The sequence below is a fragment of the Pseudomonas syringae pv. tomato str. DC3000 genome (genome assembly GCF_000007805.1).
Taxonomy (GTDB): Bacteria; Pseudomonadota; Gammaproteobacteria; order Pseudomonadales; family Pseudomonadaceae; genus Aquipseudomonas; species Aquipseudomonas avellanae.
Genome location: NC_004578.1, coordinates 2,671,460 through 2,689,050, shown reverse-complemented (window position 1 = coordinate 2,689,050; position 17,591 = coordinate 2,671,460). Strand labels below are relative to the sequence as shown.

At 51.3% G+C, this 17,591-nt stretch carries 13 protein-coding genes; 5 read left to right on the top strand and 8 right to left on the bottom strand.

Annotation, left to right across the window (positions count from 1 at the left end; all coding sequences use genetic code 11):
* Positions 1-136: 136 nt before the first annotated feature.
* Both PSPTO_RS12650 and PSPTO_RS12645 read right to left on the bottom strand, forming a co-directional pair.
* Positions 137-1,552 (bottom strand): FAD-binding oxidoreductase, encoded by a 1,416-nt coding sequence (locus PSPTO_RS12650; RefSeq protein WP_011104004.1) that lies wholly within the window; start codon positions 1,550-1,552, stop codon positions 137-139.
* 15 nt (positions 1,553-1,567) lie between these two features.
* Positions 1,568-2,509 carry a D-isomer specific 2-hydroxyacid dehydrogenase family protein gene (locus PSPTO_RS12645; RefSeq protein WP_011104003.1) on the bottom strand — a complete coding sequence of 314 codons (942 nt, stop codon included), beginning with the start codon at positions 2,507-2,509 and terminating at the stop codon, positions 1,568-1,570.
* 367 nt (positions 2,510-2,876) lie between these two features.
* Here PSPTO_RS12645 and PSPTO_RS12640 point away from each other — a divergent pair, with 367 nt between their 5' ends.
* Positions 2,877-3,854 carry an IS5-like element ISPssy family transposase gene (locus tag PSPTO_RS12640; protein WP_007247571.1) on the top strand — a complete coding sequence of 326 codons (978 nt, stop codon included), beginning with the start codon at positions 2,877-2,879 and terminating at the stop codon, positions 3,852-3,854.
* A gap of 129 nt (positions 3,855-3,983) precedes the next feature.
* On the opposite strand, the gene PSPTO_RS12635 is transcribed toward PSPTO_RS12640, so the two are convergent.
* From PSPTO_RS12635 to PSPTO_RS12610, 6 genes are all read right to left on the bottom strand, one after another.
* The gene (locus tag PSPTO_RS12635) at positions 3,984-4,901 is read right to left on the bottom strand and encodes an aminotransferase class I/II-fold pyridoxal phosphate-dependent enzyme (protein WP_011104001.1); all 918 of its coding nucleotides are present in this window, start codon (positions 4,899-4,901) and stop codon (positions 3,984-3,986) included.
* A gap of 58 nt (positions 4,902-4,959) precedes the next feature.
* Positions 4,960-5,910, bottom strand: coding sequence for a PLP-dependent cysteine synthase family protein (locus tag PSPTO_RS12630; protein ID WP_024666158.1), 951 nt, complete (start codon positions 5,908-5,910; stop codon positions 4,960-4,962).
* A gap of 29 nt (positions 5,911-5,939) precedes the next feature.
* Positions 5,940-7,370: a phenylacetate--CoA ligase family protein gene (locus tag PSPTO_RS12625; RefSeq protein WP_011103999.1), complete on the bottom strand. Its 1,431-nt coding sequence runs from the start codon at positions 7,368-7,370 to the stop codon at positions 5,940-5,942.
* Positions 7,371-7,395: 25 nt separating this feature from the next.
* Positions 7,396-8,784: an MATE family efflux transporter gene (locus PSPTO_RS12620; protein WP_052746244.1), complete on the bottom strand. Its 1,389-nt coding sequence runs from the start codon at positions 8,782-8,784 to the stop codon at positions 7,396-7,398.
* Positions 8,785-8,814: 30 nt separating this feature from the next.
* On the bottom strand, positions 8,815-9,924 hold the full coding sequence (gene glyA / locus PSPTO_RS12615; RefSeq protein WP_052746243.1) for a serine hydroxymethyltransferase: 1,110 nt from the start codon (positions 9,922-9,924) through the stop codon (positions 8,815-8,817).
* 162 nt (positions 9,925-10,086) lie between these two features.
* Entirely contained in the window at positions 10,087-11,064 is a 978-nt protein-coding gene (locus PSPTO_RS12610; RefSeq protein WP_007247571.1) for an IS5-like element ISPssy family transposase, read from the bottom strand.
* Positions 11,065-12,139: 1,075 nt separating this feature from the next.
* Here PSPTO_RS12610 and PSPTO_RS12605 point away from each other — a divergent pair.
* The 4 genes from PSPTO_RS12605 to rmuC all read left to right on the top strand — a co-directional run bounded on the left by PSPTO_RS12605 (position 12,140) and on the right by rmuC (position 17,543).
* Positions 12,140-13,486: an LLM class flavin-dependent oxidoreductase gene (locus PSPTO_RS12605; protein ID WP_011103996.1), complete on the top strand. Its 1,347-nt coding sequence runs from the start codon at positions 12,140-12,142 to the stop codon at positions 13,484-13,486.
* Positions 13,483-14,442, top strand: a complete 960-nt coding sequence (locus PSPTO_RS12600; protein WP_007246890.1) for a D-isomer specific 2-hydroxyacid dehydrogenase family protein — start codon at positions 13,483-13,485, stop codon at positions 14,440-14,442. Before PSPTO_RS12605 ends, PSPTO_RS12600 begins: the two co-directional genes overlap by 4 nt.
* A gap of 76 nt (positions 14,443-14,518) precedes the next feature.
* Positions 14,519-15,493 (top strand): aliphatic sulfonate ABC transporter substrate-binding protein, encoded by a 975-nt coding sequence (locus PSPTO_RS12595; protein WP_011103995.1) that lies wholly within the window; start codon positions 14,519-14,521, stop codon positions 15,491-15,493.
* Between the two features lie 130 nt (positions 15,494-15,623).
* Positions 15,624-17,543, top strand: coding sequence for a DNA recombination protein RmuC (gene rmuC / locus PSPTO_RS12590; RefSeq protein ID WP_011103994.1), 1,920 nt, complete (start codon positions 15,624-15,626; stop codon positions 17,541-17,543).
* The last annotated feature ends 48 nt before the right edge of the window (positions 17,544-17,591 follow it).

Here is a 17,591-nt window from a genome sequence, read left to right as displayed (position 1 = left end):
TTAGTCCCGCCCACCGCAGCAATACGGCCAAGTGCTTGACGTCGCGTGAGCGCCATTGACAGCCTCTCTTATTAAAAAGTCATCATACCGCTCAAAAAACAACCCTTCTGAGACGGACCAAGTTATTAAACGAAACTCATTGAACTCTGTGGACTTCGCCACTGCCCGCAAAGAGCAACGAACCATGATTACCCTTAAAAAAATGATCAGGATCATAAACGCTTTTAATGGAAAAAAGCCTTGCACGGCTAAGCTTTGAAAATGATTTAGCCGCGCCCACATCATCTGCAGATGTATAGTTTGAATACGAAAGAGAGCGCCCTTGAGGATCAACAGAAAAGATTCCATTCTTCACCCACGCTATGTAATCGGCATCCTCGCTTTCCGACAACCAGCGGGCAGAAAATAGTACGCCAAAACGAGCCTCTCTTAATGGGAATGCTGAATGAGCGTCATCGCTGTCGCAAAACCGTCCGTGAAGGTGCTCAATCAGGATAGAGCAATTGCCTTCGGGCGCGTTCTGCATCAGTGTGCCAAGCAAAGAAAAATCCAGCCCCCAGGACGGTGTATAAGACGACTTCCAATAACCACGCATGGGGGGTAAAAATTTGGCATCGAAATTTCGTTGCCAGTCGCGAAAGTCCCAGCGCGTGACGGCTTCCCACGTGGCTTCGGGAATCAGCGCCTGCAACGTGTCGATCCATCGGATCGCAGTACCTGAATAACAATAATCAATATTCATAACCACGTCGCCTGATACGGCTCGGGAAAAATTGGGTGCGACGGTCAGCTCTCCGGGGCATTGCGTCTCTAGAAAAAATACCAAACGAGATAGACACGCTTCGGTATCGGCAAGTGAAACACTCCCTGAGCCACAATAGGTTGCAGGCAGAGGCAAGGGTCTGTACCGCAACTCGGTGATGACACCAAATCCGCCACTGCCACCTTTGAGCGCCCACAGCAAGTCACCGTGTTCACTGTCTTCAGCTTTAACTAATCGACCATCGGCAAGCACGACATCGGCCCCTACGAGACAGTCACACGTAAGACCGTACAGGCCGACTAACCAACCAATGCCTCCGCCCAGCGTCAAGCCTATCAAGCCTGTATCGCTGACTGTACCTGTAGGAATCACCAGATTTCTGCTTACAAGAAATTCATCAATTTCTGCAAGCCGCACTCCTGGCTGAACAGCCAAGATGCCTGTCGTGACGTCTAACGTGATATTTTTCCACTTTTTAAAATCCAGCACGATACCGCCATCGCATGTACTAAAGCCTGCTATATGATGCCCTCCTCCTCTCATGGCGAACGAAACACCTTCTTTTGCAGCCATTAAGGCAGAGGTCCTGATGTCGGCAACGTGTTCAGGATAAACGATGGCAGCCGGCATAGAATCATGCATTCGATTATAGATAAGCCTGGCGTCACCGTACTCGGGATCGCGCGGAGTCAAGACACACCCATCAATAGCAGACTTTAATAAGTTGACCGATTTATCGCTCATGCAAACCGTTTCTTTTTCATTTAACCCGCGTGCTTGTCCACTCACTTAAAACTCCAAAAATCACGAATTAAAATTAATAAGATTAGCCACCGACAAATCAATCATTCTCTGCCAGGTTTGCGGTGTTTTTGCGGCACCATGCGGAGTAATAACAAAGACATTATCAGACAGTTCGAGAAATCCGAACGGATCGTCTTCAACGGCGGGGATGGGCTCAACATAATAACCGTCAAATGCCGCAGCCTCGATTCGCTTATCCTGGAGCGCCGCTTTTAGGCTGGCAGGATCAATCAAATTAGCATCGGCGGTATTGATAATAACCTGATGTTTAGGTGACAATTTCAAAAGAGCGTCGTTGACAAAAAAACGTGTGTCCGGGGTTAAAGGCACCAGCAGACTTACGATATCACAGGTTGCAAAAATCTCTTGCAGAGTGCACCACACCAATCCAAGATCGTCTTCAATATCCCTTTTTCGGGTACGGCTTGCATAATAAACTTTCACCCCCATCCCTTTAGTTAACATTCGCGCAAGGCACGAACCGATAACGCCCATGCCAACAATGCCGATTTTAGATGCCGATACTTCGCTTGACAGTACGGTGGGCCTGAACGAACGTTTTACAGCACCATTGCCATCAAACAAACGACGTCTCAGCCCGAGCATCAAACCTAATGTGTGTTCCGCCACTGCCCTTGCAGCGATCCCCGGCGTATTGGTAACAGCAATACCCAACGCCTCCGCAGCCTGCAGATCAATAAAGGAGCCTGCACCGGTACCCACGAAAGAAATGCACTTTAGTTTTTTTGCCTGAACCAACTCTTCTTGGGCAACCCTTTCGGCCCCACCCAGAATGTAGGCATCCGCATCGATCAATAGGCGGACTAATTCTTCCTTCGGTATATCGTCCGGTTTATGAATTACCTCGAACCCAGAATGCCGCAGCGACTCAAAGTGCCCATCTGTGAAGCCTGGTCCAGTGACTAAAACGCTTCGATTCATTTGAAAAGCCCATGAATAAGATGTGGATCAATGGTGGCCAAGCGATGTACCCGCTGCCGAGGGTGACCATGTATTTAAAAACCCCGACAGCAAAATCATCGCTCGCTTGAAATCGCTGCCTTTTTTTAAAAGACTGATTCTCACATTAAAGTGATTACTGCAATGTGCCGAAGACTCCCAATGAAAATTTCGTCCAGGCAAAATCCCCAATCCCGACGTGGCTAAAGCCTTGCAAAACTCTATATCCGTAAGCCCGGTCAACCTGCAATCAAGCCATTCAACACTGAGCAGAGAGTACTTAGGGAAACTCTGAAAAAGGTTTCCTGATTTGGCAAAATACCCCAACACCTTTCACCGAGCTTCCCTGATGAAACAGATGACCTTCGCCGATGCCGAGTACGCGGGTAAACGTAAGCATACCCGCCGCGAGCGCTTTCTCATCGAGATGGATCAGGTTGTGCCCTGGAAAGGCTTGATTGCCCTTATCGAACCACATTATCCAAAGGGCGAAGGTGGCCGTCCGGCTTATCCGCTGATGGCGATGCTGCGTATTCACCTGATGCAGAACTGGTTTGGTTACAGCGATCCGGCGATGGAGGAAGCACTTTACGAGACAACGATCCTGCGCCAGTTCGCAGGGTTGAGTCTGGATCGAATCGCCGATGAAACCACGATTCTCAACTTCCGGCGTCTGTTGGAAAAGCATGAGTTGGCAGGCGGGATTTTGCAGGTCATCAATGGCTATCTGGGTGATCGAGGTTTGATGCTGCGCCAAGGTACGGTGGTCGATGCGACGATCATTCATGCGCCGAGCTCGACCAAGAACAAGGACGGCAAACGCGATCCCGAAATGCATCAGACGAAGAAAGGAAACCAGTATTTCTTCGGCATGAAAGCGCATATCGGCGTCGATGCCGAGTCGGGTTTAGTCCATAGCCTGGTGGGTACTGCGGCGAATGTGGCGGACGTGACTCAGGTTGATCAATTGCTACATGGTGAGGAAACCTATGTCAGCGGTGATGCGGGCTACACCGGCGTGGACAAGCGTGCGGAGCATCAGGATCGTCAGATGATCTGGTCAATTGCGGCCCGCCCAAGCCGTTATAAAAAGCATGGCGAGAAAAGTTTGATCGCACGGGTCTATCGCAAAATCGAGTTCACGAAAGCCCAGTTACGGGCGAAGGTTGAACATCCGTTTCGCGTGATCAAGCGCCAGTTTGGTTATACGAAAGTCCGGTTTCGCGGGCTGGCTAAAAACACCGCGCAACAGGCTACTCTGTTTGCCTTGTCGAACCTTTGGATGGTGCGAAAACGGCTGCTGGCGATGGGAGAGGTGCGCCTGTAATGCGGAAAAACGCCTTGGAAAGGTGCTGTTTGAAGGAAAATCGATGAGTTAAGAGCGGAAAACGTCTAATTATCTGATCGGGCGAGCTTTTTTTGAACCTCAGGCCATGAGAGCGTCAAAAATCGATGCCTACTTCAGACCTTCCTTAGACGTTTCAGAAATTCGCAATACGCTCCCTTGCAACGTCTCTCTTAACAGTGCTCGGTTACTGTCCACGACATCCCAGAGTACAGACTTCAACCCCACTGCCGATGTCGCATCGAAGAGGTGTGAAAATAAATGAAGAACGAAATTGGATACGCACAAGTAAATCTCATTGTAGAGCGATTCAAAAAAAACTTTGACCGTGTCTGAATAAATTATGAGGCTCGCCTTCAAATCTTGAGTCGGCCACGTTTTTCCCGTATCTTCAAAAGCAATAAAATTCACCCCGGACTCCAGTAAAACCTGATAATCATCATAGCCCTGCCGGTTGAAAAAACGAAAACTGTTATCGACCACCAATAACTTTTCAGTGCGTTTGCAGTACGCCACCAACGTCTTGAATTCCTGTAGACTCAAGGTATACCCCGTTGGATTATTGGGAGACACAATGAAGACTGCTTCGGCGGTTTTAATAGCAGGTATTGAATCAAAATTACCGTCCACCAGATGATGTGTTAAATTGTCTTCAGAGACCGAGTCAACGGTTACCCCGCGGCGTTGAAGAAGAAGCGCCAAATTATCAAATGTCGGCTCCACCAGTACCGTCCTAATATTCTTACCGTGTAAAAAAGCGGCAATTAAATCTATGGAATTAGAGGCGCTTGGGCAAATCTTATAGTGAGTGTGCGGCATCAAGGACGGCGATTTTATAAGACGACTGAAGCTATTTTTAAAATCAAGAGCCATGCGAGGTGGTGTTATTTTGTCGGCCTCACTCCAAATGCGTTCCAAATTCTTCATGATCTCCATGAACGCCACATGCATATCATGATAAGCATGACCGTCAGCCAAATTGGCTGGTAGTGCAAAAGCATTCCATTCAACATCAGTCAGTGTATTCATACATCATCCATTTTAGGCAACCGCGAAAGCAGAGAAATCAGTTTAATACCACGTCAAATCACGTAAACGGCGAGTTATATATTTTTGACAGGTACTTAACTCCGCTGTCTGGCAACACAGTGACGATATTTGCAGGGGACGAAAGACGCTTTGCAACTTGAAGGCATCCCCAGACATTCGCCCCTGAACTTCCCCCACACAGCAACCCTTCCTTTTGAGCGAGCAACCTACATGTTCCAAAGGCAGCAGCATCATCAAACTGAATAACGTCGTCGATCATTTCAAAATCCATACACTTGGCCAAATGATCTTCTCCCACACCTTCAACCTGGTAAGGGCCTATCACTAGTGGATCAATCACGCCCTCGTAAAAGTATTTATAATAAATAGATCCTTTGGGATCCAGGAGCACCGATCTGATAGTTTTGTCCTGACTTTTCAGATAACGTGAAATGCCTGATATTGTACCGCCCGTGCTGCCAGCAGCCACAAATACGGAGATACCCCCCTTCAAGTCTCGCCAAATCTCTGGACCAGTCGTGAGCTTGTGAGCTTCCGGATTTAGAGGGTTATCATATTGATGCAGCATGAACGAGTTGGGCGTATCGGCGTGTAAAGACTTCGCTACCTGAACATAATGCTCAGGTGAATCCGGAGCGGCTGACGTTGGGCACATAATGACTTCAGCGCCCAAAGCCCTGAGTGTATCTTGTTTTTCTTTGCTGACTTTATCCGGCATGGTGAGAATAACGCGATAACCTCTAGCGGCCGCCAGCATTGCGATAGCGGCACCGGTATTGCCCGATGTGTTTTCTATTACTGTCGAACCGCGGCACAATAGTCCGCGGGCTTCAGCGTCGTTAAATATATGGTTTACGACACGATCCTTGATACTTCCACCAGGATTCAAAAACTCCAGCTTTGCAAAAATCCTTATGCCTGGTGGCAGATCAAAACTTTTCAGTTCCACCATGGGCGTATTGCCTATGGCCAGCTCGATAGAATTCATGTTTTCATACCTGAAATTTAAAAATAAAATCAAGAATTAATCATATTTACAATAAGACGACGCTTATAAGACTTTGCCGCAGGGATGGATTCAAGCACGTGTACGCTAACCGTGAGCGGATCTCCAGAAAATAGCTGCTTGATCCCACTGACAAAATTCGACATGAGCGCATAATTGTAAGCGCCCTCCTTATCCATCAGGACAATCCTTATTTCTATCTTATCGAGATGCGTTTGTACTATTTGGAACTCCTTAACGCCCGACGTTTCCAAAATCAATGTGCTGTCGTAAAGCCCCATCAGTTTGTCTGGCGGAATTTTTCCATTATTCTTTGATTCTAAAAATTGATCAGCACGCCCGTGAAATGTGTCGAGGTACCTAAAATGAGTTCCGCATTCACACAGAATTTGACGGGCATCCAGCTTTACGATATCGCCTTGCGAATATCTGATAAACGGCATATACGTATTAGCGAACGACGTTCCCACCAGCGTGCCCCAGCCCTCCGGGTCAATATTGCATACTTCTGCCTTCAGGTTATCTTCAACTATATGGTATCGACCATACCTGCATTCGGTGGCGATCAACGAAAATTCTTCTGACGAGTATTCATCAAGCACCGGCACGCCGAAATGGCGCGCAAAAACTTGCCGCTCTTCTTGAGTGCTCGGTTCTGAGTTCGTACAAATGCACTCCACCCCCCATTCGGTCAAATCACCCGCACAGACTTGAAGTCTCTTCAGATAACTCGGAAATGCATAGAGTATCTTTGGCTTGATTTTCTGAATATGTTCAAACACGTCTACCGCAGGACAGTCTTGTCCGACAGTGATTACGGGATAGCCGCCTGCCAGTGAGGTAAATCGCTCTGAAGCGAGATAGATACCGTATCGCCAATCGTCTGGACTTAGCGCGTGCCCAACCATCATTTCTGTTTGTCGTAAGTTCAGTACGACCCTTGTGTCCACGCTCGTATCGTCTTGAACAATCGTAAAATTGATTCCTGACGAACCCGATGTTCTGGCCACATGATGGTTATCGGGTGCGAAGCCAATGGACGCACATAACGCAGAACGATTATCCACCAGCATTTTTTTATCAACAATGGGCAACTTTTCAAAATCAGACCACGTGACTATATCACCGGTCCTGAATCCGGCTTCGTGGTAGAGAGCGTGGTAGAACGGCACGTAGTTATAGGCAAAATCAACGAGTTTTGAAAGGTGCTCAAGTTGCCACACCTGCATCCGCTCAAGGTCCCACGATAGCCTGGCGTGGAGCGTTGACTTTTCAACCTCCCACTTCTTTCTAAGCCTTATGTGAGAGCCGACACTGGGCTGACGCACTCTATTATTCTTATGGACATATTTTATAATATTAGCGATGTTATGGTGCTCCGACTCCACCTCTCGGATAGCACGATACGTATGATGCAGATCCTTGAATCTGTGCTCGAACATTTTTTTATTCCTTGTCTACATTTTTTTATTCGTGAAGCGCCTTCGTTTTCATGTGGAACCTGCACAGGCACGTGACCACCACGAACACTTGCCCTAGTACAAGCCCACCCCAAACCGCCGTGACGGTTGCTTCAAATAAAACAACCAGACCATACGCAGAAGCGAGCCCAACCAACCAGTTTCCTATCAAGACTAAACAGGTTGGAATTTTAGTATCTGACACCCCTAGCAGTGATCCAACAACGGCCGTCTGAATGGCATTTAATATTTGATAAGCGGCCACCACTTTTAGTAGGTGGGACGTCAGGGCTAATACTTCTGCGTCATCAATATCGAATAAAAGCATGACCAACTCTGTTGGAAAAAAAATCAACAGCATGGCCAACAGCGCTGACACGCCGAAAGCAAGAGCAGACGCAACATATCCCGTTACCCTGACTCCATTCTGATTGTTAGCCGCCACCTGCCATGCAACGCGTGTAGACGCCGCACTTGAAAAACCCAATGCAATGACTGCGCTGACGCCGGACAGACGCACCGCTACCATATGCGCAACCAAGTCAATAGTACCCAGGGTACTAATTAGCAGCGCTATTATGGGCAGCATTCCCTCGGCAAGAAGAATTCTGACGCCTACCGGAAGCCCTAATAAGACGATCTTTTTAACCACGACTGGTTTGACATTCATAACGTTTTCAAATAAAGAAAAACATTTGAAGTCTGCCCCGTACTTCAACGTCGCTATGACGGTGGACAGGATTGCCAGTCGGGTTACACTACTGGCCAGCCCTGCGCCTGTGATGCCTAGCCCTTCGGCGTCCATCACGCCAAATATCAGCACATGCCCGATGATGTAATTGACCGGCACCGCCAAGAACATTATCCACGTCGTCGTCTTGGGTCGGCCGATGGCAGAAAGAAAACAGCGCAAATTCACATATATCAAAAAAGCGGGCAACCCCATAAGGGCACCCACACAATAGTCCGAAGCAATGTTTGCTGTTTCCGCCTCAACGTTAAGAAACAACAGTATTGACCGAGTTAATATTAACGCTATGACCCCCGGCATCGCGACCAGAGCAGCCACCCACAAACCCTGCCTGGTGTAATTTGAAACGGCGTTGAAATCTTTTCGACCATATGCTTTAGCAATCATGGGCGTCACAGCAGTTATGACGCCCAATCCGAAAAGCATTCCAAAAGAATACACGGCTATCCCCAAGGATACGCCGGCCACCTGTTTTTCTCCCAGCCGGCTCACCAGCATCAGATCAGTAAGGCTCATTAATGTCTGAGCAATCATGGTTGCCGCGATTGGAAACCCTAGTATCAGTAACCCTTTAGCCTCCATTGATACGTTGGCCATACGCCCCGTACTGAATTTATTTTTTTTTCGCGCCATCAGCCAATCCATACTACTATCCCTTCATTAAATATTGGCTTTTCAACTATTTCGCCAGACATCCTTTGGCTTGTCGGTGGCGATCAGGGTATTGACCCTGCTTAACAGATGGTGTTTTTTGGCATCGTCAAATGACGGGGACAAGGCCTCAATAATAATCGTCGCCAGCGCTGAAACTTCGTCCAGCTCATAGCCTCTCGAGGTAATCCAAGCGGTGCCCAACCTTATTCCGCCAGCGTCGTCTATTCTTGACGTACGATCGCCGGGCAACGTCTGCCGGCTGCTGAGCACTGAAATAGCTTCCAGCCTTTGCTCGGCGAGAACGCCGTCTATCCCGAACGCAGCTTTAGTGTTCAGAACGAGATAATGTTTATCCGTCCCCCCCGTCACCAGAAGATTAGGGATACACAGGAAATGTTGCTCTAACAATAGAGCGTTATCCAACACCCTGTTTGCATACTCCCTGAATTCGGCTGTTTGACTGTGCAGCAACGCCTGAGCGGTTTGAGTCAGTCGGGATATTGGAAAGCTGGATTGCGTTCCGGGGTGTACGCCCTTGTCTATTTTTTGAGCTATTTTTGCAGTGCATAATATAATTGCACCGTGTGCCCCGCGCATTGTTTTATCCATTGACATCGTGGCAACGTCAGCCAGCGGCACGGGGTTGGGAATGGCACCACAGGCAATCAGCCCTGCTTCATGCGATAAATCGAACATCAGCAGCGCACCAACCTTATCACTGATCTCCCGAAGTCGACGCGCGTCGAAGAGCCTGGGGTAGGACGAAGAGCCACAGACAATGAGTTTGGGTTTAAATCTGATAGCGTCCTGCTCGGCGAGATCATAGTCTATCAAGTCAGTTGCTTCATCCACACCGTAGTGGCGAAAATTAAAAAACATGCCGGAGAAATTCACCTTGTGGCCATGCGTCAGGTGGCCACCAGCTTTAAAGTTTAATGCCAGCACGTTGTCACCTGGTTCCAGGAGCGCGTGATACACAGACTGATTGGCCTGGCTACATGAATGGGGCTGCAGGTTGGCATGTTCGGCATTAAATACTCGACAGGCTATCAGAGCTGCCGTTCGCTCTATTTCATCATGAAACCTGGCTCCCGCAAATGGCCTTTTGCCCGCCACGCCCTCCTGTATCATTTGCCCTTTATAGAAAGGGAAGGTCTGAAGTAGGCATCGATTTTTGACGCTCTCATGGCCTGAGGTTCAAAAAAAGCTCGCCCGATCAGATAATTAGACGTTTTCCGCTCTTAACTCATCGATTTTCCTTCAAACAGCACCTTTCCAAGGCGTTTTTCCGCATTACAGGCGCACCTCTCCCATCGCCAGCAGCCGTTTTCGCACCATCCAAAGGTTCGACAAGGCAAACAGAGTAGCCTGTTGCGCGGTGTTTTTAGCCAGCCCGCGAAACCGGACTTTCGTATAACCAAACTGGCGCTTGATCACGCGAAACGGATGTTCAACCTTCGCCCGTAACTGGGCTTTCGTGAACTCGATTTTGCGATAGACCCGTGCGATCAAACTTTTCTCGCCATGCTTTTTATAACGGCTTGGGCGGGCCGCAATTGACCAGATCATCTGACGATCCTGATGCTCCGCACGCTTGTCCACGCCGGTGTAGCCCGCATCACCGCTGACATAGGTTTCCTCACCATGTAGCAATTGATCAACCTGAGTCACGTCCGCCACATTCGCCGCAGTACCCACCAGGCTATGGACTAAACCCGACTCGGCATCGACGCCGATATGCGCTTTCATGCCGAAGAAATACTGGTTTCCTTTCTTCGTCTGATGCATTTCGGGATCGCGTTTGCCGTCCTTGTTCTTGGTCGAGCTCGGCGCATGAATGATCGTCGCATCGACCACCGTACCTTGGCGCAGCATCAAACCTCGATCACCCAGATAGCCATTGATGACCTGCAAAATCCCGCCTGCCAACTCATGCTTTTCCAACAGACGCCGGAAGTTGAGAATCGTGGTTTCATCGGCGATTCGATCCAGACTCAACCCTGCGAACTGGCGCAGGATCGTTGTCTCGTAAAGTGCTTCCTCCATCGCCGGATCGCTGTAACCAAACCAGTTCTGCATCAGGTGAATACGCAGCATCGCCATCAGCGGATAAGCCGGACGGCCACCTTCGCCCTTTGGATAATGTGGTTCGATAAGGGCAATCAAGCCTTTCCAGGGCACAACCTGATCCATCTCGATGAGAAAGCGCTCGCGGCGGGTATGCTTACGTTTACCCGCGTACTCGGCATCGGCGAAGGTCATCTGTTTCATCAGGGAAGCTCGGTGAAAGGTGTTGGGGTATTTTGCCAAATCAGGAAACCTTTTTCAGAGTTTCCAAAGGTGAAGAGTGCCTAGGTGAAGCGTTGTCACTTGCAATAAGATTTATCACAGTGGACTCATAATTTTCTTGCTGCGCGCCTAACGCCATCATTTCCTGCGTCCATGCTTCAAACTCTCGCATACCTGAACCACCCTCATTAGTTAAATCGGAGACCCGTGCCTTCGTTAAATCCAGCCAGGAAACTGATCCTAACGATGCCTGCCGTAGGCTGGTCAAAAATACTATCCGAACCAGCTACTTGACTTATGCCCCCAGCTTAAATACTCAAGTCAGAAAAAATCAACTTTTAAAATCGTCTAGCTTTATACCCGATTGTTAGGTCGTTTTATTTTCGACATTTTCAGATGCCTTCCTGAACAATAACCGCCCCCCCCGTCAACAACCATGCGACATGAGCTTACCCTGCTATCACTCCGGCCATGTAAAACTACTGTTCCTATTGCAACATCACTTCATCAAATCGCTGCATTAATGTGGTGGAGGCAACACCGCTTCAACAGGTACTGAGCGACTGCTATCGTTCGCGGATGTGCTTTTCAACTTGGGCCACTAGTTCAGCTTTGGAGGCTGTGCAGTCAGCATTTAGAGTGCCTCGGTTAGCCTCAAGGATATAATCGACTCGGACTCAGACGGTGCCCCTACCTGAACACACGATAAATAGGCGGTTGCCAGAACAGCTCATCATGGGCCGTAGAAAAAATGTCTATAGCGACCACAGCCGAACGGTCGCAAAAATCCAGCCTCCTAACCGATGGAAATTAGGCAGCCAGTCTATGCTCAGGCAGTTTTCAAAAAATACCAGTGATTTCAGTTAATTAGAGAGCACGCCGCTCTGGCCGCTAGAAACCAAACGGTGTCGTACGCAACTAGCTAATTGTTAATTTACAATTAGCATATAGCCAAATGGAATTTCCCAAGCCTTTTTTATAGGCATATTGTTACTACAGACCCGACCCCTTTCCAGGCGGAGGCGAATCATTCATGCCTATCGCCTGGAGCACCTTTATGAGCACACAACGACACCTCAAACTCGGCGCGATGGTCCACGGCGTCGGCCACGGTTGGGGCGAATGGCGCCATCCGCAGGCGCTGGCCAACGCCAGTGTGAACCTGGGCTTTTATCAGCAGCAGACCCACTTGGCCGAGGCTGCCAGGTTCGACTTCGTGTTCATCGCCGACAGCCTGCACATTCACGAGAAATCCAGCCCGCATTACCTGAACCGCTTCGAGCCGTTGACCATCCTTTCGGCGCTGGCGGCGACCACCCGGCACATCGGTCTGGTGGCAACCGTCACTGTCAGCTACACGGAACCCTTCCAGGTGGCGCGCCAGTTCGCCTCGCTGGACCACATCAGTGGCGGTCGGGCGGGCTGGAACGTGGTGACGTCCTGGCTCAGTGGCACTGCCGACAATTTCAGCAAAGGTGAACACCCGCCCCACGCCGTGCGCTACCGCATTGCCAAGGAACACATTGAAGTGGTCAAGGGGCTGTGGGACTCGTGGGAAGACGACGCTTTTGCCTACGACAAGCAAAAAGGCGAGTTTTTCACCCCTGGCAAACTGCATGCGCTGGATCACAAGGGCGAGTTCTTCTCGGTGAAAGGCCCGCTCAATATCGCTCGCTCCCCACAGGGCCAGCCGGTGATTTTCCAGGCGGGCACCTCAGAGGCCGGGCGTAACTTCGCCGCCGGCAACTCTGATGCAATCTTTGTCCACGCCGAGAGCCTGGACGAAGCGCGTGCTTACTATGAGGACCTCAAACAACGAGCCAAAGGTTTTGGCCGTGATCCGCATGCACTTTCGATTCTGCCGGGCATTCGCCCTATCGTCGGCCGCGATGAGGCTGAAGTGGAAAGCCGCTACCGGCAGGCTGTTGAACTGGTCACCATCGAAGACGCCATCGTCGCCCTTGGTCGCCCGTTCAATGACCATGATTTCAGCCAGTACCCATTGGACGAGCCATTCCCGGAACTGGGCGATCTGGGTTCCAACAGCCAGAAAGGCGGTTCGGACCGGATCAAGCAACTGGCCAGAGACGAAGGCCTGAGCCTGCGAGAAGTCGCCCTGCGCTTCTCTCTGCCGCGCCGCGACTTTGTCGGCACGCCCGAGCAGCTTGCCGATGCCCTTCAGACGTGGTTCGAACAAGGGGCTGCCGACGGTTTTATCATCAACAGCGTGCTGCCGGACGGTCTGCAATATTTCACCGAATGGGTGGTGCCGGTTTTGCAGCAGCGCGGTTTGTTTCGTACCGAATACAGCGGCACAACGCTGCGTGAAAACCTCGGTCTTGAAGTGCCTGCCAATCGTCATGCAAAGGCTGTCGCCCATCAACCAAGCGAGGCGGTGGCATGACTCAACTCGTGATAGCCAGCCAACTGGAAGATGAATTCAATCTGGTAATCCGCGAGCGGCTTGCAGTAACCCATCCTGAAGCGAGGGTCATCGGCGTACCGGCCGGGGTGCCCAGCGACCTGCCTGCCGAGGTCAGTATTCTGCTGGCGCGACCGATCAATGTCCGAGGCTACGAAGCACCCGCCTCGCCGCCACCGGGCTGGCCTTATGGCCTGAAATGGATTCAGGTGGTGTCTTCCGGCATCGATTTCTACCCGCCCTGGCTGTTCGACGGCCCGCCGGTGAGTACCTCACGGGGCAGCGCGGCAGAAAACATCGCAGAATTCTCGCTGGCCGCGATTTTTGCTGCAGCCAAGCACCTGCCCGATATCTGGGTGCATGACTCGCAATGGAATTTCACCGCCCTGACGCCGCTCAAGGGCACCACGCTGGGGATTCTCGGTTTCGGTGCCATCGGCCGCAGCCTGGCCAGCAAGGCACAGGCACTGGGTATCAAAGTGGTTGCGTTGCGGCAGAGTTCGGCCCCTTTCGAGGTTGAAGGCGTCGAAGCCGCACGCGACATCCACGACCTTTTCTCCCGCGCGGACCACTTGGTACTGGCCGCGCCGCTGACACCGGCCACCCGGCATATCGTCAACGCCGACGTGCTGGGCAGTGCCAAACCGGGCCTGCACCTGATCAACATCGCCCGTGGCGGCCTGCTTGATCACGAGGCGCTGCTCACGGCGCTGGATCAAGGCAGCATCGGTCTTGCCTCGCTTGACGTCACCGAGCCCGAGCCGCTGCCGGACGGCCATCCACTGTACTCACACCCGCGAGTGCGCTTGTCACCGCACACCTCGGCGATTTCCAGCAACAGCCACCATGAGATCGCCGACAGTTTTCTGGCCAATCTGGACCGTTTTGTGAATGGGCAGGCCTTGCACAATCAGGCTGATCGCCAGCGCGGGTATTGACGCAGTCCAACCCCGTTAGGCTGCGCAGGATACGATTCCTGACCCTCAGCATCATCTCTAAAATACCGAGCGAGCCATGTCCAGACCGATAAAAAACACCTCACCCGGCTACCGTCGCCCGCTGCTGGCAGGATTGTTTGCGGCGCTGGCTCTGTGCATCGCCCTCCCCGTCGAGGCTCAGGAAACGCTACGGATCGGCTACCAGAAATCATCGACACTGATCACCCTGCTGAAAACCCAGGGCACTCTGGAAAAAGCCCTTGCGCCCCAGCACGTCAACGTCACCTGGCATGAGTTCCCGAGCGGCTTGCCGCTGCTGGAAGCGTTGAACGTGGGCAATGTCGACATCAGCGCGGACGTGGCCGACACCGTGCCGATTTTTGCTCAGGCGGCGCAGGCCAGGCTGACGTACTTTGCACAGGAAGCAGCCTCGCCTTCGGCCCAGGCGATCATCGTTCACAAAGACTCGGCCGTGCAGCAACTGTCTGACCTCAAGGGCAAAAAAGTCGCCGTAACCAAGGCAGCGGGTTCTCACTACCTGCTGATCGCGGCCCTGCAAAAAACCGGTCTGGCATTTTCAGACATTCAGCCCGCCTACCTTTCGCCCGCCGACGGGCGAGCCGCCTTCGAGAACCACAAGGTTGATGCCTGGGTGACATGGGAACCCTTTCTGACCAGCGCACAGCGCCAGTTGCCAACCCGTACCCTGGCGGACGGCAGCGGACTGGCCAGTTACAAACGTTATTACCTGACCGGCACCGGCTACGCCAAGGCTCATCCGCAGGTGCTCAGCGTGGTTTACGATCAGTTGCACAAGACCGGAAACTGGCTCAAGGCCAACCCGAAAGACGCCGCGCAGGTACTGAGCCCTTTGTGGGGCAATCTGGACATCGAAACAGTCGAAATCGCCAACAGCCACCGCAGCTATCAGATCCGGCCCGTGAAGCGCGACGAACTGGGCGAACAACAGAAGATCGCCGACGCCTTCTTTGCAGCGGGCCTATTGCCCAAGGCAGTGGATGCGGGCGATGTCGAGATCTGGAAGCCCTGAAAACCGGTTTAACGCCTTCGCTGTGCAAAATATCCGGGGGCCTTGGTCTAAAAATGGCTTTTGCAGTTCTCAGACAACTAACAACGTGCCATCATTTTGGATCCTAACCCAGCGATAAACGGACGTACCGATGGCACAGCAATATTTGACACCTGCTCTGATCGGGCTCTTCAGCTTGCTATTTCTGGGTATTGGCTTCTGGATCAACAGCCGTGTGGCAGCCAGCAAGCTTGCACAACAGCTCGCCGAACTGAAGGCAGCGCATCAAGCTGAACATCAACAATTGTTGAATGATGCAGCGCTCGCGCACCAGCGAGAACAACAGATGCTTCATGAGCAGGAAGAGCACCAACGCGAGTTGGCACTGCTCAGCGAGGACATTGGGCGTCACCGGGACGTCGAGAGACAACTCAGTATTCAGCTCGGCGAACTCAAGGCGTCGCTGGACGCAGAAAAGCAGCGCATGTCCGACAAAGTCGAGCAACTCACTGAGGTAAACACCCTCGCCGAAAATCGCAGCCTGGAATCCAACAAACTAAGAATGCAGCTCGGAGAACTCAGGGTGCAAGTTGGCCAGGGTCAGGAACAAACAAGACAACTGGAGGAGCTTAAGCAAATACTCGCGCAGCATCAGATGCGGCTGGAAGCTGCTCAACTGCAATTGCAAAAGCAAGGCGAACAACTCGGACAAAGCACCGAACAGGCTAACCAACTGCTGGAATTGAAGGCTGCCCACGCCAACTCACAAACCCGTATCGAAAAAGCAGAGGAAGAATTCAAAAAGCAGCGTGAACAGTTGGGTCAGGCTGCGGAACAGAAAGAGCAACTTGATGTGTTGCGAGGCACGTTGGTGCAGCGCGATAAAGAATTGGGCGTGGTGCGAGATGAATTGAGCCTCGCTAAGCAAAGCCTCGCAGAAGTCAACATGCGTCACGCGCGTGACCAGCACTCCGCCGCCGAGAAACTGCAGCTACTTGAAGACAACAAGGTTCAGCTCAAGCAAGAATTTCAAAACCTTGCCAATCAGATTTTCGACAGCAAGCAGCAGAGTTTCTCCGAACAGAGTCGTCAAGGCCTGGATACGTTGCTGAAACCATTCAAGGACCAACTCGACTCATTTCGCCAGCGGGTAGATCAGGTTCACTCCGACACAGTGCAAGGACAAAGCTCGATGAAAAACGAGCTGGTCAAGCTGATGGAGCTGAATGCCCAGATCACCACGGAAGCATCAAACCTTACCAAGGCACTCAAAGGCGACAAGAAGCTGCAGGGCACGTGGGGCGAACAGAAGGTCGAAATGCTGCTTGAACAGGCCGGATTGCGCAAAGGGTTCGAGTATCACCGTGAGGCCAACTTCAAGAATGATGAGGCTGGAAACAATCGACCGGACTTTGTCGTCAATTTGCCCGAAGGCAAACACATCATCATTGACAGCAAGATGTCACTGGTCGCCTATACGGAGTACGTGTCCGCCGAAACTGACGAAGAACGCACCCGAGCGTTGTCTGCACACGTTCTTGCCCTCAAGAATCATATCAACGGCCTCTCCGACAAAAAGTACACCGACCTTAACGGCATTAATTCGTCTGACTTCGTATTTTTGTTCATGCCGGTCGAGCCTGCCTATCTGGTTGCCGCAGAGCACAGCCCGGGCGTTTTTCAGGCGGCCTATGAAAAACGTATCGCGATCATCACGGCGACGACATTGCTGCCAGTACTTCGCGTCGTTTCAAACCTCTGGAGTATCCAGCGCCAGAACAGCAGCACATTACAGCTCGCTACCATGGCGACCAAGGTCTACGACAAGTTGCGGGTTTTCGTGGAAAAAATGGACAAACTGGGCAATCAAATTGCAACAGTGCAGAAAAGCTATAACGAAAGCATCACCACACTGAAAGGAGATCACGGCAGCCTGACCAAGACCGTGGACAAATTCGTCGCGCTGGGCGTTACAGTTTCCAAGCGTTTGCCAGCTTCTGCTATTGGGGAAGACGAAGAGCTGGAAAGCGAATTGGCAATACTGCCGGTTGAAGGTGCGGCCAACACTTGAAGAGAGCAACAGATGAGCATCTGACCCGACACGCAAGCGTCGATTGTT

Bases quoted from the DNA above. Each gene is read 5' to 3' on its own strand.
- PSPTO_RS12645 (WP_011104003.1), bottom strand. From the start codon at position 2,509: ATGAATCGAAGCGTTTTAGTCACTGGACCAGGCTTCACAGATGGGCAC.
- PSPTO_RS12640 (WP_007247571.1), top strand. From the start codon at position 2,877: ATGAAACAGATGACCTTCGCCGATGCCGAGTACGCGGGTAAACGTAAG.
- PSPTO_RS12635 (WP_011104001.1), bottom strand. From the start codon at position 4,901: ATGAATACACTGACTGATGTTGAATGGAATGCTTTTGCACTACCAGCC.
- PSPTO_RS12630 (WP_024666158.1), bottom strand. From the start codon at position 5,910: ATGAATTCTATCGAGCTGGCCATAGGCAATACGCCCATGGTGGAACTG.
- PSPTO_RS12625 (WP_011103999.1), bottom strand. From the start codon at position 7,370: ATGTTCGAGCACAGATTCAAGGATCTGCATCATACGTATCGTGCTATC.
- PSPTO_RS12620 (WP_052746244.1), bottom strand. From the start codon at position 8,784: ATGGATTGGCTGATGGCGCGAAAAAAAAATAAATTCAGTACGGGGCGT.
- glyA (WP_052746243.1), bottom strand. From the start codon at position 9,924: ATGATACAGGAGGGCGTGGCGGGCAAAAGGCCATTTGCGGGAGCCAGG.
- PSPTO_RS12610 (WP_007247571.1), bottom strand. From the start codon at position 11,064: ATGAAACAGATGACCTTCGCCGATGCCGAGTACGCGGGTAAACGTAAG.
- PSPTO_RS12605 (WP_011103996.1), top strand. From the start codon at position 12,140: ATGAGCACACAACGACACCTCAAACTCGGCGCGATGGTCCACGGCGTC.
- PSPTO_RS12600 (WP_007246890.1), top strand. From the start codon at position 13,483: ATGACTCAACTCGTGATAGCCAGCCAACTGGAAGATGAATTCAATCTG.
- PSPTO_RS12595 (WP_011103995.1), top strand. From the start codon at position 14,519: ATGTCCAGACCGATAAAAAACACCTCACCCGGCTACCGTCGCCCGCTG.
- rmuC (WP_011103994.1), top strand. From the start codon at position 15,624: ATGGCACAGCAATATTTGACACCTGCTCTGATCGGGCTCTTCAGCTTG.